At 65.9% G+C, this 15,957-nt stretch carries 12 protein-coding genes and 3 tRNA genes; 6 read left to right on the top strand and 9 right to left on the bottom strand.

Annotated features, from left to right (window positions below; all coding sequences use genetic code 11):
- Nucleotides 1-87: 87 nt before the first annotated feature.
- Complete coding sequence (locus IAE37_RS04850; protein ID WP_201170041.1) at nucleotides 88-711, bottom strand: helix-turn-helix domain-containing protein; 624 nt, start codon at nucleotides 709-711, stop codon at nucleotides 88-90.
- 123 nt (nucleotides 712-834) lie between these two features.
- On the opposite strand from IAE37_RS04850, the gene IAE37_RS04845 reads away from it, so the two are divergent.
- From IAE37_RS04845 to IAE37_RS04835, 3 genes are read left to right on the top strand one after another with little or no spacing between them, the layout of a single operon-like run.
- Nucleotides 835-1,965, top strand: a complete 1,131-nt coding sequence (locus tag IAE37_RS04845; protein WP_201170039.1) for an NAD(P)/FAD-dependent oxidoreductase — start codon at nucleotides 835-837, stop codon at nucleotides 1,963-1,965.
- A gap of 18 nt (nucleotides 1,966-1,983) precedes the next feature.
- Complete coding sequence (locus IAE37_RS04840) at nucleotides 1,984-2,355, top strand: RidA family protein (RefSeq protein ID WP_201170037.1); 372 nt, start codon at nucleotides 1,984-1,986, stop codon at nucleotides 2,353-2,355.
- Between the two features lie 47 nt (nucleotides 2,356-2,402).
- A complete protein-coding gene (locus IAE37_RS04835; RefSeq protein WP_201170035.1) occupies nucleotides 2,403-3,467 on the top strand; it encodes a YkvI family membrane protein in 1,065 nt (354 codons plus the stop codon).
- Nucleotides 3,468-3,540: 73 nt separating this feature from the next.
- Here the strand turns inward: IAE37_RS04835 and IAE37_RS04830 are convergent, their stop codons facing one another.
- The 8 genes from IAE37_RS04830 to folD form a co-directional block, all read right to left on the bottom strand.
- Nucleotides 3,541-4,572 (bottom strand): hypothetical protein, encoded by a 1,032-nt coding sequence (locus IAE37_RS04830; RefSeq protein WP_201170033.1) that lies wholly within the window; start codon nucleotides 4,570-4,572, stop codon nucleotides 3,541-3,543.
- An 83-nt stretch (nucleotides 4,573-4,655) separates the two neighbouring features.
- Nucleotides 4,656-5,318 (bottom strand): GntR family transcriptional regulator, encoded by a 663-nt coding sequence (locus IAE37_RS04825; RefSeq protein ID WP_201170030.1) that lies wholly within the window; start codon nucleotides 5,316-5,318, stop codon nucleotides 4,656-4,658.
- Between the two features lie 15 nt (nucleotides 5,319-5,333).
- Nucleotides 5,334-6,041: a FadR/GntR family transcriptional regulator gene (locus IAE37_RS04820; protein WP_201170028.1), complete on the bottom strand. Its 708-nt coding sequence runs from the start codon at nucleotides 6,039-6,041 to the stop codon at nucleotides 5,334-5,336.
- Between the two features lie 43 nt (nucleotides 6,042-6,084).
- Nucleotides 6,085-7,395 (bottom strand): C4-dicarboxylate transporter DctA, encoded by a 1,311-nt coding sequence (locus tag IAE37_RS04815; RefSeq protein ID WP_201170026.1) that lies wholly within the window; start codon nucleotides 7,393-7,395, stop codon nucleotides 6,085-6,087.
- Between the two features lie 292 nt (nucleotides 7,396-7,687).
- The gene (locus IAE37_RS04810) at nucleotides 7,688-12,478 is read right to left on the bottom strand and encodes a dermonecrotic toxin domain-containing protein (RefSeq protein WP_201170024.1); all 4,791 of its coding nucleotides are present in this window, start codon (nucleotides 12,476-12,478) and stop codon (nucleotides 7,688-7,690) included.
- Nucleotides 12,479-12,564: 86 nt separating this feature from the next.
- The gene (locus IAE37_RS04805; RefSeq protein ID WP_201170022.1) at nucleotides 12,565-13,050 is read right to left on the bottom strand and encodes an Lrp/AsnC family transcriptional regulator; all 486 of its coding nucleotides are present in this window, start codon (nucleotides 13,048-13,050) and stop codon (nucleotides 12,565-12,567) included.
- A gap of 88 nt (nucleotides 13,051-13,138) precedes the next feature.
- Complete coding sequence (locus tag IAE37_RS04800; RefSeq protein WP_201170020.1) at nucleotides 13,139-14,203, bottom strand: ornithine cyclodeaminase; 1,065 nt, start codon at nucleotides 14,201-14,203, stop codon at nucleotides 13,139-13,141.
- 212 nt (nucleotides 14,204-14,415) lie between these two features.
- Complete coding sequence (gene folD, locus IAE37_RS04795) at nucleotides 14,416-15,270, bottom strand: bifunctional methylenetetrahydrofolate dehydrogenase/methenyltetrahydrofolate cyclohydrolase FolD (protein ID WP_201170018.1); 855 nt, start codon at nucleotides 15,268-15,270, stop codon at nucleotides 14,416-14,418.
- Between the two features lie 271 nt (nucleotides 15,271-15,541).
- On the opposite strand from folD, the gene IAE37_RS04790 reads away from it, so the two are divergent.
- The 3 genes from IAE37_RS04790 to IAE37_RS04780 all read left to right on the top strand — a co-directional run bounded on the left by IAE37_RS04790 (nucleotide 15,542) and on the right by IAE37_RS04780 (nucleotide 15,875).
- Nucleotides 15,542-15,618 (top strand) — tRNA-Arg (locus tag IAE37_RS04790).
- Between the two features lie 42 nt (nucleotides 15,619-15,660).
- Nucleotides 15,661-15,736, top strand: a tRNA-His gene (locus IAE37_RS04785).
- A gap of 54 nt (nucleotides 15,737-15,790) precedes the next feature.
- A tRNA-Leu gene (locus IAE37_RS04780) sits at nucleotides 15,791-15,875 on the top strand.
- Nucleotides 15,876-15,957: the final 82 nt, after the last annotated feature.

The following is a 15,957-nucleotide window of genomic DNA, read 5'->3' as shown; positions in this document are numbered from 1 at the left end:
TCGGATGGAAGCAGCATATAGATTTTTTTATAGCCAAATAGACTTGTTCGTTATTAGGTTATAACCGGCCTGCCAAGGCGGCCTGCCTCAGCGATCCGTCATCACGACCATCACGTGGGCGTCGCCGCCATCTTCGCTCTCCGACAGGTAGATGTGCCCTACCTGGCTGTCGAAATAGGCTGTTTCCTGTGGGCCGATGCTCACCGCCTCGCCGGTTTCGAACTCGATCCGCACCCGGCCGTTCAGTACCACCGCGAACTCCTGGCCTGGATGGCGGATAAAATCGTCGAACTGGCCGCGTTCGCGGGCGATGATGCGGGCATAGGCGGGGGTCATGCGCCGCCCTGGAAAGCCCCCCGCGATCGGATGGTAATCGTAGGTGCCGGTGGAGTAGCCGGCGGCGTCGGGCAGCGAATCGACCACCACCGTGGCAGGCCCCGGCGCGCTGACGGCACCACTGGGGCGGAACAACTGGGCGATGTCCACCTCCAGGGCGCGGGCGGCAGCGGCCAGTTTCTCGTAGCTCACCGACACCTGCGCCAACTCCATTTTCGACAGTGTCGACACCGGCACGCCGCTGAGTGCCGACAGCTGCTTGAGCGTCAGTTGCCGCGCCTTGCGTACCTGGCGCAAGCGGCCGCCGACCTCGCTGCGGTCGAGCAGCGGGAGCTCGCCGGGGTGGCCTGGGAGGGTGGGGCGTTGATCGGGCATCGGGCTCTCATTCACAGCAAGGGAAGTACGGCTTTGGTCGGCATCTTACCGTGGGCGCTTGCACATTGATAAATTCTCATATATTAGAATTCTCATAAATGATAATTTCCGACAGGAGCGTGCATGACGCAGATCTACGACACCCTGATCATCGGCGCCGGCATCGCTGGCGCATCCCTGGGCTATCGCCTGGCTGGCGAGCACCGGGTGCTGTTGCTCGAGCGCGAGTCGCAGCCCGGCTACCATGCCACCGGGCGCTCAGCGGCGATGTTCATGGAGGCCTACGGCACGCCGCAGATCCAGGCACTGACCCGGGCCAGCCGGGCGTTCTACGAGGCGCCACCGGCCGGTTTCTGCGAGCACCCGCTGCTGGAGCCGCGTGGCTGCCTGTACGTGGCCAGCGTCGAACAGCGCGAATTGCTGGCCGATACCTACGCGCAGAACCAGGCCAACGGCACCGAGGTGAGCCTGCTCGATCGCGACGCGGCGCTGGCCATGGTGCCGAGCCTGCGTGGCGATATTCTTGCTGGTGCGGTTCACGAACCTGGGGCCATGGATCTGGATGTGCATGCCCTGCACCAGGGTTTCCTGCGGGGTTTCAAGGCGGCCGGCGGCGAGCTGCGTTGCAATGCCGAGTTGTTGCAGGCCCGTTACCAGGATGAGCTGTGGCAGGTGCGCCTGGCCGATGGTAGCCAGCTCCAGGCCCGGCAATTGGTCAATGCTGCGGGGGCCTGGGCCGACCAGGTGGCGGAGCAGGCGGGGGTGGCGCGTATCGGCCTGCAACCCTGCCGGCGCAGCGCGTTCACCTTCCCTGGCCCGGCCGACCAGGATTTTGCCGCCTGGCCAGCGGTGATCGGTGTCGACGAAAGCTTCTATTTCAAGCCCGATGCCGGCCAGCTGCTGGGCTCCCCAGCCAACGCCGACCCGGTCGAGCCACAGGACGTGGTGCCCGAGGAGCTGGACATAGCCCTGGGCATCTACAACATCGAAGCCATGACCACCCTGGCGATCCGTCGGCCCAGCCATAGCTGGGCGGGGTTGCGCTCGTTCGTCGCCGATGGCGACCTGGTGATCGGCTTCGATGCGCACATGCCGGCGTTTTTCTGGCTGGCGGCACAGGGCGGCTATGGCATCCAGTCGGCCGCCGGGGCTTCGCGCCTGGCTGCCGACCTGCTGCTCGGGCGCCCGCTGTGCCCGAGCCTGACTGCCCAGGGGGTGAGCCCTGCGCGCTTGTCCCCGGCCCGTTTCCAATAAACCCAAGAGGCTATTTTCATGAGCAATGACATCCAGCGCGTTCCCAGCAGCCTGCCGTTCCCGTTCTCTCGTGCGGTGAAGGCCGGTGGCTTCCTGTTCCTCTCCGGCCAGGTGCCGATGACGCCGAGCGGTGAAGTCGTGCGCGGCGATATCCAGGCCCAGACCCGCGCCGCCTGCGAGCGCATCGCCGAGAGCCTGGCGGCGTGCGAGGCGCGTTTCGACCAGGTGGTCAAGGTCACGGTGTGGCTGTCGGACATGAGCCATTTCGCCGGTTTCAACGAGGTCTACAAGGAATTCTTCGGCGCTGCGCTGCCGGTGCGCTCCACGGTGGCGTCGGCCCTGGCGCTGGGCGTGGACGTGGAGATCGAAGTCCAGGCGTACGTCGGCTGAACCAGGTTCGGTCGCCGGGCACAACAACAATAAATCCAGAGGTCCACATGCAGGAACAGCTGAAAATCGCCGGCGCGTTCGTCGGCGTCATCGTGGGGGCGGGCTTTGCGTCCGGGCGGGAACTGTTGCTGTTCTTCGTCGATTTCGGGGTCTGGGGGCTGCTGGGCGCGCTGGTCAGCGCCGCGCTCTTCACCTTCCTCGGCATGGCCCTGGCAGGGTTGGGCAATCGCCAGCGGGCGACCTCGCACAAGGATGTGATCCAGGCGATCTGCGGGCGCCACCTGGGGCTGTTCGTCGACTGGCTGATCACCTTCTTCATGTTCGCCGTCACCGTGGTGATGCTGGCGGGCGGTGGCGCCTTGCTGGAGCAGCAGTTCGGCATCCCGGCGCTGGCCGGCAGCGTGCTGGTGACCCTGCTGGTGGTGGGCATCGTGTGCCTGGACGTGCGCAATGTCATCCTCGCCATCGGCGCGATCACGCCGCTGCTGATCCTGGTGGCGTCGGCCATCGCCCTGTACGGGGTATTCACCCGCGAGCAGAGCTTCGCGGCCCTGGATGTGCTGGCCAGCCAGCAGCAGGCCGGGACCCGGCACTGGTTGCTGGGGGCGTTGCTGTATGTGTCGTACAACATCGTCGCCGGGGCGCCGATCCTGGCGATTCTCGGGGGCTCGGCCAAGGGCGAGAAGACCGCTATCTGGGGTGGATTGCTCGGTGGCCTGGCGTTGGGCGGGTTGATGCTGGTGATGAGCGCGGGGTTGTTGTCGCGCCTGGACAGCGTCGCCGACCTACCGATGCCGATGCTGTCGATCGCCAGCGAAGTTTCGCCGGTGCTGGGGGTGGTGATGTGCCTGATCATCTTCGGCATGATCGTCAACACGGCGGTGGGGACGCTGTTCTCGTTCCTCTCGCGGCTGTTGCCGGTGGGCACCGCGCGGTTCCGCTGGGGCTCGGTGGTGACCGGGGTGGCGGCATTCGTCTGCAGCCTGGTGGGGTTCATCAGCCTGGTGGGTGAGGTGTATCCGTTCTTCGGCTACCTGGGCTTCGTGCTGATGGCGGCGGTGGTGCTGGCCTGGGTGCGGCGGGGCAAGGTCGGGCGGGCGGTGGCGGCCTGAGATCGGCGCCGCATGGCACGGGCGATGCCCGTGTTCGCGGCTGAAGCCGCTCCTACACGGCCGTGCGGCGGGGTCATGGGGGTAGGCGGATCAGCAGCGGCTCCTGCGGCTGCGATCGAGGGGCGCTGGCCAGCAGGCTGTCCTCCACCTGGCCGGACAGGTAGTACACCCCGGCCATGGCGCCGCTCTGGCGATTCTCCATCAGCTCCTGCCATTCCTGGTTCAGCGCCACGTTGAGAATCACCCGCAGTTGCTCGACCATCTGCGGTTGTTCACGATCATGGGTGATCATGCCGTAGCCGGCCGTCGCCACCGAGATCATCGCCCCGGCCACCTTGCCCACCGCCGAGGCGACGGCGCTGGCGATGCCCCGTGGCGCCAGGGTGGCGCTCAGCTTCTCGCTGGCCTGGGTGGCCACCGACGACAGCCCCACGTCAGTCCGTCCCGGCCCTTTGCTGGCCTGCACATGCAGGTGCTGGCGCAAGGCTTGCCAAGCCGGTTGCTGGTCCAGCGGCTTGGCCCGCAGCAGCTGGTACAGGCTGGCGTTGCGCGCATCCGGCGGGCCCAGGGCGATGGCGGGGATGCGGTTGAGGCGCTGGCTGACCTGTTCGGGAGGCGCGTTGTAGCGGGCGATCAGTGCCGGCAATTGCTGGGCGAACAGTTGCAGGTACAGCTCGCAGGCGCGGTCGCGGATGCCTTCGGGGTTGATCTGCTCGGCCACTGGCTCGATCACCCGTTCCTGGTATTGCTCCTGCAGGTACAGGGCCAGGCGCTTTTCGGCAGGTTCACGGCCTTCGCCGCTGTCGATCTTGTACCAGGCCACCTTCAGCGTCAGCCACTGCTGGGTCCAGTAGCCGGTGAACCAGGGGATGAAATCCTGCTCGGTGCGTTGCTGCACCTGCTCCTTCCATACCCGCATCGAGCGTCGCGCATAGTCGTTGGCGGAGCCGGCGGCGCCGACCGAAGCGTCGATCAGCTCGCGGTCCAGGCGTTGCCACATCGCCGGCGTCAATGCCACCGGGGGCGGTGGTGGGGGCGGGCGTTTGCTCGCGCAGCCGGCAAGGGCCAGCAGCAGGCAAAGCAGGATTGGACAGCGCAGGCTCACTTGGCTGCCTCCTTGGGGGAGAGGCGGGGGTTCCCCGAGTATAGGGGGGTGTTCGCGCAACTGCCTGGCAGCCCATCGCCGGTTCAGCCCAGGTCGAGCTTGGCTTCCAGGCGGTCCAGGTGCTCGTGCATCAAGGCCAGCGCGGCCGGGCCATCGGTGCGTTCGACCGCGTCGATGATCGCCGCATGCTCCTCCCAGGCGCAGTGCTCGCAGCAGGGCGATTCGTAGCGGGCGATGATCAGCGAGGTCATCGGCACCAGGCCGTTGAGAAAGCGCGCCAAGGGGGCGTTGGCGGCTACCTGCGCAAGCTTGAGGTGAAACTCCCCACCCAGGCGGATGGCGGCGCAGCGCTCGCCGCGCTCATGGTGCTGGCGTTCGCGTTCCACCAGTTGGCGCAGTTGGCGGATCTGTGTGGGCCGTGCGCGTTGGGTGGCCAGGCCGATCAGCGTGGTTTCGGCCAGGCGCCGGGCGCTCAGTACCTGGCGCGCCTGCTGCGGGTCGGGGGCAGCCAGGTGGGCGGTGTGGCTGGGGCGCTGCACTACCACCTGCTGGTCCGACAAGCGCCCGAGCACGCGGCGGATCACCGTGCGGCTGACGCCGAAGGCATCGCCCAGGGCTTGCTCGGGCAGCAGGCTGCCCGGTGGCAGGCGTTGTTCGAGGATCGCGTCGAACAGGCGAGGGTAGATCTGCTCGGCCGACAGGCGGGTTTCGCCGTTGGCGAGTAAGGCGGGCAGGTAGGCAGTCATGGCGCGCTCCAACGGCTAGGGGCCTGGTTGTTCTTCGGGGATGTTCAGCTCGATACCCATGCGCTGGCCTTCGGCGAGAATATGCTGGCGCATCTGGGAACTGGCCTGGGCGCTGTTGCGCTCGCGGATGGCACGTACCACCGCTTCGTTCTCGCGCAGGCGCGCTTGCAGGTGTTCGGGTGAGTTGCGCAGCATCTCGGCGCTCTGCTTGAGGGCGTTGCCGGTCTGTTGCACCACACTCTGGAAGATCGGGTTGCTGGTCAGGGCGAACAGCGCCTCGTGGAAGGCGATGTAGGCTGTCACGCCGGCTTCGCTGTCCTCGGCTTCGAGGGCTTCGCGCATGTCCATCAGGGTCAGGCGCAACTGGCCGATGTCCTGGCTGTTGGCCGACTGTGCGACCAGGCCGACGATGAAAGGCTCGAGGGTGTAGCGCAGCTCCAGCACGTCGGCCAGGCTGGCGGCGGCGCTGGCCTCGCTGCCGGGCGACTCGGCGTTGTCTGGCTCGGCATCGAGCACCAGCACGCCCTTGCCCGGCAGCGAACGCACCAGGCCCAAGGTTTCCAGCACGATCACCGCTTCGCGCAGGCTGGGGCGGCTGATGCCCAGCTGTTCGGCCAGTTCGCGTTGGCCGGGCAGCATGTCGCCGCTGCGCCATTGCCCGCGGGCGAGGGCCTTGCGCAGTTTTTCCACCACTGAGTTGACGACGGTCGATGAGCTGATCACGGTGTGCTCCTGGAGTGGCCGGCGCGATGCCGGCCGGCTTTGGTCAGAATTCCTGTTGCTGGGCATTGCCCGGCTTGCGCGGAGCATGGGCAAAGCCTGGCTTGCCGTCGAGCACGTTGTGCGCGCGTTCCAGGTCGATGTCCTTCTCCCAGCGCGCGATGGCCACGGTGGCGACGCAGTTGCCGATCAGGTTGGTCAGCGCCCGGCCGATGCCCATGAACCAGTCCACCGCCAGCACCAGTACCAGGCCCACCACGGGGATGGCCGGCACGGCGGTCAGGGTAGCGGCGAGAATCACCAGCGCTGAGCCTGGGATGCCATGGGCGCCCTTGGACGTCACCAGCGACACCAGCAGGATGGTCAGCAGGTCGGTCATCTCCAGTGGCGTGCCGGTGGCGTTGGCGATGAACACGATGGCCAGGGTCAGGTAGATCGAGAAACCGTCGAGGTTGAACGAATAACCGGTGGGGATCACCAGGCCAACGGTGGAGCTGCCGATGCCCAGGTGTTCCAGCTTGCGCATGATCTGCGGCAGCACGGCGTCGGACGAGGCGGTGCCGAGGACGATGGTCAGTTCCTCGCGCAGGTACTTGATGAACGGCAGCAGCTTCAGCCCGGACAGGCGCATCACCGTGCCGAGGACGATCAGCACGAAGCCGGCGCAGGTCAGGTAGAACAGCGCCACCAGACCGCCCAGGTGCTGCAGCGACTCCAGGCCGTACTTGCTGGTGGTGAAGGCGATGGCGCCGAACACGCCGATCGGCGCCAGGCGCACGATCATGCCCATGATGCGGAACACCACGTGGCTGAGTTCGTTGATCAGCCGCGAGATGCCGGCGGCCGAGTCGCCCACCAGGTTCAGCGCGCTGCCGAACAGCACCGAGAACAGCAGCACCTGGAGGATATTGTTGTCGGCGAAGGCACCTACCACCGAGGTGGGGATCAGGTCCATGAAGAAAGCAGTGGCGCCATGAATATGCTGGCCGCGCTCTGCCAGGCTGCTGGCGTCGGCGCTGGACAACTGGTCGAGGTGGATGTTGGCGCCGCTACCGATGCCGCTGCTGAAGGCGAACACCAGGCCGATGACCAGGGCCAGGGTGGTGAGGACTTCGAAGTAGATCACCGACTTCAGGCCGATGCGCCCGACCTTCTTCAGATCGCCAGCGCCGGAGATACCGCTGACCACCACGCAGAACACGATCAGCCCGATGAGCATCTTGATCAGCTTGATGAAGCCGTCGCCCAGGGGTTTGAGCTGCAAGGAAAGGTCGGGGAAGCTGAGGCCGCAGGCGATGCCGAGGGCAAGGCCGAGCACGACTTGCAGGAAGATCGAACGCGAGCACCATTTGAGCATGGGAGTGATCTCTGGTCGGTGTCCTTGCTTCGGTGCCGCAGGGGGCGAAAGAGCGCAGGACTTAATTATTGTGGTCTTACCGGTATGTTCAGCGCGTGGCCATGAAAGCGCGAAAAATCGCATTGCGCAAGGGTTTATGGCCTTACCGGTCTGACCAGTTGTGGGGCATTGGCACTCCGGGCGCTCTATCGCGGTGCATCCGATTGCTCGTGAAACAACGCGATCAGGCCCAGCCATGCGCCTGGCTCTCTGCTGTGCAAGCAGCTTGCCAGGCAGCATGTGGGGGCCTGCGTCAGTTGGCGGTGGGGAGGAATGCCTGAGGGTTTGCCTGGCTGAGCAGGGTGGTGAGGCGTACCAGCAACTGCTCATGGGCCTGCTGGCGGCCTTGCAGCAGCAGTGCCGAGGCCTGAGCGTAGAGGCCGCTGTCAGCGCTCAGGTCGACCCGCTGCAGAACGCCGGCTCGGCGCCAGGCAACCTGGTCCATCGCGGCTTCCAGGCTGTCGACGTAGGCCTGTGGCACTGTCGGCCCGATATAGGGGCCGCCGATCGTCACGGGCTCGTTGAGCGTGTCGAAATACTCCGAGGCCGCTTCCCATTCCACTTGCAGGGCCTCGAAAGGGGCGGGACGCAGGCGTTGCAACCAGCGTGGCCAGAACGGCTGGTCGACGACCCATTGCTGCAGCCGCAACGCCGATGCCTCGTTCCACACTGCTTGGGCCAGGCTTTGCAGGGTGCTGTCTTGCACGCGGGCGAGGTATTCGAAACGCATGCCCTCGGGTTGCGCTGGCAGGCGCAGCCGGTCCTGCAGGCGCATGCGGGCGTAGAGTGCCATTTCCAGTTCGTCCAGGGGCAGTTGTGGGTCGCTGAGCTGCTGGTCGCTGAGCGCGTCATGCCTCGCCAGTGCCGGCGCCCTTTGACGGGCGGCGTCATCGTTGGCCTCGGCGAGGGCCGTGCGGCGTGCTCGGCGGGCATTGAACAGCTCGCCGATACGTTGGTCGAGCAGTTGCTGGCGCAGCAGGCTGGCGGCGCTGTCCACGGCCACCTGTTCGTGGTCGGCCCCAGGTGCGGCGTGCGCCGCCGTACGCCACAGCGATACTTCGGTCTCGACCTGCTGGAACAGCAGGCTGGCTTGGTCCACGCACTCTTGACCGGCATCCACGAGTCGATCGTTGATGCGCTGTTGCAACTCGCTGAAACCCCAGCCGGATGGATCCTGGGATCCGTCGACCAGGGTTTGCAGGGTATGGCGCATCCGTTCATTCATGGCCAGAGGGCTGAGTTCGTAGGCTTCGGTACTGGGCAGGCGTTGGTAGAGGTCGTGCAGGGGTTGCCAGTCGGGGGTTTGCCAGAATTCGGCGAGGTGCACGCGCAAGGCAGGCGGCCAGCCTTCCGACCAGTCGTGTTCTGCCAGGTCGTTGCCCACCGGCAGGCCCGCCTCGTCGAGGCTACGCAGGGCCGCTTCGCTGAACGAATTGTCCTCGAAGGCGTAGTGCAGGTCTATGTCGCCCTCGCGGATTCGCCGTGCGAAGGTACTGGCGCGAAGGTCGGGCGCATCGCTCAGGGTATTCAGGCTCAGGTCGATGGCGACCAGGTTGAGGGGCTCCTGGTGCATCAGCTCGGCGAGCCCTATGGGCCAATGGGAAAGCCCGCTGTTCTCTAGGTCCAGCTGCTCCAGTCGCGCCCAACCGCGCAGGTCGGGCGCCAGTTGCAGCGGGTTGTGGCGCAGCGACAGCAGCTGCAGGCGGTTCAGGGCCGCCAGTGCGCTGCGGCTTTGCTCGTTGAGGGTGATCGCGTTGCGCCCCAGTTCCAGGTGCGTCAGGCCAGGCCAGCGTTGCAGTGCCTGGAAGTGCTGGGCGCCCAGGGCCAGGCCATTGTCCGCGAGCTGCAAGAACTGCAGCGAGGGCAACGCCGACAGTTGCTCCAGCGCTGCGACCGGCAGGTCGTCGAGGCTGTGGCTGAGATTGAGCTGCTGCAGGTTACGCAGGCCTAGCAGAGGTTGCACAGCGGCACCCTGGGAGAAATCGAGATTGTTGTGCTCCAGGTCGAGGATCTGCAGTTCGCCAAGCTCGGCTAGGGCCGGGGGCAGCGAGCGCAGCGCATTGTCTTCCAGGTCCAGTTGGCGTAGGCGGGGAAACGCCCGCAGGAAACCATCGAGCCGGGTATCGGCATGGTCGATCAGGCCGGACACGCGCAATTGGCGTACATGCTCCAGTTGGCCCCGGAGCACGGGCAGGTCGGGCAGTTGCAGCGCGTCGATGTCGAGGACGATGTAGTCGATGTCGTCGATCGTTCCCTCGGGGTTCTGCCGGCGCCAGGCCTGACGGATGCTCTGGGCCTGATTGTCGCGCAGGGTGCGTTGCTCGCCTGCGCCTTGCTCGACCCAGGCTTGCAGGTCGTGATCGAGCTGCTGGTAATCGTCGCGCAGCCCTTCGAGCAGGCGGTTGAGCGCCCCAGGCTGCGGTCCGGCCTGGTGTCGTAGGCGCTGGCGCAACACCTGCCGCTCAGCGCCGGGAGCTGCCGGATACAACTGATCGAACAGCTCGCTCTCGGCCTGCCAGCCGTGCCCACGGCCACTGAGCGCGTAACCCAGACGGTGGCTGCCTGGCAAACGGCTTGGCAGGCGATACAGCGGTCGCACGGCGGCCATGCCCAAGTGTCGCGCGGTGCCTTCGCGGTCGTTGGCGGCCAGCGCATAGAGGGCTTCGCGCAGCCCGTCGCTGTCGCCGACGTGCAGGCCCAGCGCCTGCCGTTCACTGTCGGGCAGGGCGCGGAGGATGGCATGGAACAGGTCGCCGCGGTTGGCCAGCACCTGGCCCCCGGCATCGCTGGGTTCGTATTGCGAGCCAAGGCGAGTCACCCGCTTGAGCGTCGCCCCTGGACGGCCAACGGCCAGCGAGGTCCGACCCCCTTCGGACAGTTCCAGGCGGATGTCGCCCGTCCAGCCTGGCAGCCGCGCCAGGTTGGCGAACACCAGGGTATCGCGGTCGGGATCGGCGCCCGGCGTTCGGCACAGGTGCGCCAAGGCGCGGTTGATACGGGTCTGGCGCAGGTACAGGCGGGCGCTTTCGGCCATCGCCAAGGGCAGGCGGCCGCTGCGCTGCAGCTCGGCGCGCTGGTGGGGGGTAGCCTGCGCCAGGATCTCGTTGCGCACGCGCGGGCTGAGCCCGGGGAAATCCCGGGCCAGCACCTGGCTATCACCGGCCTGGGCGAGGGCGGTGGGCGTGGCGTCGAACGCTTCGAGGCTGTCCTGCAGCAGCGCGGGCAGCGGCCGATGGTCGACCAACACCTCGCGCAGGGTGGCCTCATCGTAGCCGGAGCAATGCAGGGCCTTGGCCAGGGTGGCATCGTCCAGGCCAGTGCCCGCCGGGCGGAGCCTGCGCATCAGGCTTTGGCTGCTCCAGGCCAGCGGGCGTTCGTGGTCCAACACCCAGGCGCCCTCGCCGTTGCCCAGGGCGTGGGGTTGGTGACGCTGGCCTCGGGCCGCCGCCAGGCGCCAGCGGCCTTTCCCGGCGGCCTCGACGGGCAGGGCCTGGCCGTCGAGCTCCAGCCATGATTGGCCTTGCCACTCGCGCACGCCGGTGGTTGGCAAGGGCATGCCCTCCGGCCAGGGGCGGGGTTGGGCGAACGGCGTGAGGTTGCCGTGCCACAAGCGCTCCTGCTCACCCGTGCCGATACGTTGCCAGCCATGCAGCGTGCCCTGCGGCTCGATGAAATGCCCAGCCGCGCCCAGTGCGGCGAATTGCGCCAGGCCCTCGAACACTGCGAACAAGTGGCCGATGGCGGCGTCGGCGTCGGCCTGGTTGGCGGCATGCACGCCCTCGAGAAACTCATCGACCAATTGCGCACCGCCCACCGCCAACATGACCTCGGCCAGCCCAGGGACGAAGAAGCTGGCCACGTTCAGGACGTTCAGCCCGGCTTGTAGCCAGCCTTCGATGCGCGCCAGTTGCGCTGCGGCGTCGCGCTGCGCGACGGGCACCACGATGCTGGCGGCATCTTGCCAATGGCGCTCGCGTTGGCTGCGTGCGCGCTCGGCGAAGCAATCCCTGGCCCATGGGGTATGGTCCAGGGGCAAGCGTGCGTTCTGGTCGAGGGTGTCCTGCCATATCGCCCTTGGGCTGGGAAACACGCGGCTGATCCAACTGAACCGTTGGCCTTTTTCGAGCACCGGGGTGTCGGCCAGCAAGCGCTCGTACGGATAGGACGGGTAGAGGGTTTCCCGTAGCTTCAGGGCGAAGCGTGTTTGTTCGGCATGGGCCACGTAGCGCAGAAAGAACCGCCGCTCGCCGTCCTGCCAGAGCATCTGCGTGAGCGACTGGCCAAGCGCATTGAGGGACGGGTATTGACGCATGGCGTGGGTGGGGTGCCCAGGCAGGTAGAGCAGGCAGGCTTCGACGGCGTCGCCTGGGCGCCGACGAACCAGCAGCGGCCCAGCCAGGGGCAGGCCGAAAAGCGACAGGTAGCTGCATTGCAGGGGCGGATGGTTGCCATCGCCAGCTGGCGACGCGGCAAGGGCCGCATCGCCGAGCGCCATGCCCTTGTCGTCGAGGTGGCCTTGCAAGCGGGCAAGGTACAGCTCGGCGGCGAACGCGGCGCGATCATGCAGGCGCAATTGCTCGAGGAAGCTGTCGTTGCCCAGATGGTCACCCAGGTGGGCCTGATAGAGGCCGCCGAGGTCGAGATTACGCACCGCCTTGACGAAGTGTTCGCTGTCGAGGGTCATACGGGTCGCATCGCGCTTATGCATATAGAGCTTCACCGGGTCACCGGCATCGAAGTTCTGCATGGCCGCTTCCAGCCACGACATGCCGCCTGCCTGGCCTTCGCGGCGCAACCAGCCATCGTCGACAGTGGGTAGCTCGCGCTGGGGGAACGCATGCGCCAGTGATTGCTCGAGCCGTGTCCGGCAGAACTGCTCGGGTGCCTGCACCCCGGCCAGGGCGGCCTGCAAGCGCCGCATGGCTGAATGGCTGTCGCGTATGCGCCGTTCGAGCAGGCGCCTTTGTGCGGGCGAGGCGGCTTTGAGCCAGGTGGGTAGACGGCGATCGACGAACGCCAGGTGAAAGGAAGGTGCTGTGGACATGCTGGGCCGCTCTGCATAGGAAAACCCCAAGCATGAGGATTTGCCGGTGCGGCCGGTGCTAGCCGGTTAGCACCCGTGCCGACGGTTCAGGCTGCTGGCAGGGTGCTCTTGACCGTCGCCAGCTCCGGGTGCGCGACCAGTTTGTCGATGTGCAGCGCGGCGTCGTTCATCCAGCGCTCGCTCAATACCCGATAGTGTTCCATGTCACGGCAGCGCAGGCGCACGCTGTAGTCGAAATGGCCGCTGATCAGCTGGCATTCGAAAACCTCGGGGCAGTCGCGCATCGTCGTCTCGAACGCCTTCTGCGCGGTACGCCCGCTGAGGTTGGATATGGCTACCAGCACCAGCAGGGAAAGCCCGGGGGCCACTTTCTGTGGGTCGATGATCGCCCCGTAGCCGCGGATCACGCCGTTGCGCTCCAGCTTGCGGACCCGCTCCAGGCAAGGCCGGGGAGTGAGGTGGACCAGGCTGGAGAGCTTTTCGAAGGTGATGCGGCCATCGTGGCGCAACACCTCGAGGATGGCCTGGTCGATGCGGTCCAGCGGGTAGGCGGCGTTTGCCTTGTTGTCCATGCTCGGGCCTCGTGGCGGGGAGGGGCATGGAACAGGGTAGGCGCTTCTACGCCGCCCGTCTGCAACCCGACGCAGGCCTGGGGCGCGTTCAGGCCATGGCTTCGCGCGCATGGAGCAGCGCGCAGCTGGTGAAGGTGCGCGGTTGCAGCAGGTGGTACAGGTCCTTGGGGTTGGCCAGGGCTGGCACCAGTTCGATGTCCTCGCCAATGCCCAGTGCCTGTGCCGCGTCCATGACATAACGCAGGGCAGAGTAGTCCTCCAGGGCGAACCCAACCGAATCGAACAGGGTTACCTGCGCCCGATCTTCGCGGCCTGGGGCTTGGCCGGCGAGCACTTGCCAGAACTCGGTGACGGGCGAATCGGCCGGCATCTGTTGGATTTCCCCTTCGACACGGCTTTGCGGCTCGTACTCGACGATCACCCGTGCCCGTTCGACGATATCGCGGTGCAGCTCGGTCTTGCCGGGGCAGTCGCCACCCACGGCGTTCAGGTGCATGCCCGGTTCGATCATCTCGGGGGTGAGGATGGTTGCGTAGGCCTTGTCGGCGGTGACCGTGGTGACGATGTCGGCGCCTTTGACCGCCTCGGCGACACTGCTGGCGATGATCAGCTTGAGGCCTGGACGCCCTGCCAGGTTGGCCACCAGCTTGGCCGAGGCGCTGGGGTCGATGTCGTACAGGCGCACCTCGTCGATGCCCAGCAAGGTGTTGAATGCGATGACCTGGAATTCGCTCTGCGAGCCGTTGCCGATCAGCGCCATGCTGCGGCTGTCCTCGCGGGCCAGGTAGCGTGCGGCCAGGGCGGAGGTGGCGGCGGTGCGGATCGCCGTGGTCAGGGTCATTTCACTGAGTAGCAGCGGGGTGCCCGTGGCGACGTCGGCGAGTACGCCGAAGGCCATGACCGTCGGTAGGCCGTTGCGCGTGTTGATCGGGTGGCCGTTGACGTACTTGAAGGTGTAGCGGCTGGTATCGGAAATCGGCATCAGCTCGATCACCCCGTCCGGCGAATGGTTGGCCAGGCGTGCACACTTTTCGAATTCGTGCCAGCGCAGGTAGTCCTGGCGGATGTAGTCCGCCATCTCCTTGACGCAGGTGGCCAAGCCTTTGCGGTTGACCAGGCGGGCGAGGTCTTGCACATCGATAAAGCGGGTCATGGGGCTCCTCCTGGCGGCGCCACATCTGAAGTGGGCTGCCCCATGATTATCCCCCCGGGAGGCTGGCGATCCTGGCTGAAGGCAGGGCGGCTGTCAGCAGAGGCGGCTGTTTAGCCAGGAGCAACAGCCGAATCGGCTGCGACGCTATCGGGCAAACGCCAGGCAAAGAAAACGGCACCTGCCAGAGGTGCCGTTGTTCACACTGCGCCGTATTACTTATGCAGCTCTTCAGCCGCGTACAGCGTGTTTTCCAGCAGGCAGGCGCGGGTCATCGGGCCGACGCCGCCCGGTACCGGGGTGATCCAGCCGGCGCGGGGCAGGGCGGTCTCGTAGACCACATCGCCGACCAGCTTGCCATCGTCCTGGCGGTTGATGCCGACGTCGATCACGATCGCGCCTTCCTTGACCCATTCACCCTTGACCAGGCCCGGCTTGCCGGCGGCCACCACCACCAGGTCGGCACGCCCGACGTGGCCGGCGAGGTCCTGGGTGAAGCGGTGGCAAACGGTCACGGTGCAGCCTGCCAGAAGCAGTTCCATCGCCATCGGCCGGCCAACGATGTTGGAGGCGCCGACGATTACCGCGTTCATGCCGTACAGGTCCTGGCCGGTGCTGTGCAGCAGGGTCATGATGCCTTTCGGCGTGCAGGGGCGCAGCAGCGGGATACGCTGGGCCAGACGGCCGATGTTGTAGGGGTGGAAACCGTCCACGTCCTTGTCCGGGCGGATGCGTTCGAGCAGCAGCGAGGCGTCCAGGTGCGCTGGCAGCGGCAATTGCAGGAGGATGCCATCCACCGCCGGGTCATCGTTGAGGCGGTCGATGAGCTCGGTCAGGGCCTGCTGCGTGGTTTCGCTGGGCAGGTCGAATGCCTGCGAAATGAAGCCGACCTCTTCGCAGTCCTTGCGCTTGTGCGAGACATAGACTTGGGAGGCGGGGTCGGTGCCGACCAGGATCACAGCCAGGCCCGGCGTGCGCAGGCCTTGCTGGCGACGCTCCGCGACACGTTGGGCGATCTGCTGGCGCAGGTTGGCGGCGATCGCCTTGCCATCGATTAGGTGTGCAGTCATAGACGCGTGATTAACCATCGAGAAAGGAACATTAAAGAGGGCGCATTCTCGCACGACCTGCGCCGAGGGCAAAGGCGGGTGGTCGGGCAAATCCCCTAAGCCCTTCAATAATTTAAATTTTTTTGAGAAAGGTGTTGACGACCCTGGACCTCGCCTATAAGATTCGCCGCACTTGTCGGGCACTGCCTAGCACCGGTCGGCCAAGTCGGGCAGAATGAGTGGTTTAGCAGCTATCTGTTAAGTGGCTTGTTCGGTTAGGCTGAATGCTTAAGCGCCCGTAGCTCAGCTGGATAGAGCATCCGCCTTCTAAGCGGATGGTCGCAGGTTCGAGTCCTGCCGGGTGCGCCATCAGGCCTCTGGGCAAGCAAGTGAAGGTTGTATCGCGATATGGTGGGCGTAGCTCAGTTGGTAGAGCGCTGGATTGTGATTCCAGTTGTCGTGGGTTCGATTCCCATCGTCCACCCCATATTCTTCAAAGGCGCCTCGATAGTTCATCTGGCGCCTTTGTTTTAAGCGTTACGCGGACGTGGTGAAATTGGTAGACACACTGGATTTAGGTTCCAGCGGCGCAAGCTGTAAGAGTTCGAGTCTCTTCGTCCGCACCATGCTTCTGTAAGGCTGTACCGCAACACTGCAATATGGTGGGCGTAGCTCAGTTGGTAGAGCGCTGGATTGTGATTCCAGTTG

Source organism: Pseudomonas sp. S31 (genome assembly GCF_016648105.1).
Taxonomy (GTDB): domain Bacteria; phylum Pseudomonadota; class Gammaproteobacteria; order Pseudomonadales; family Pseudomonadaceae; genus Aquipseudomonas.
Note: the sequence above shows the minus strand (reverse complement) of the source record. Positions and strands in the feature narration are given on the sequence as shown.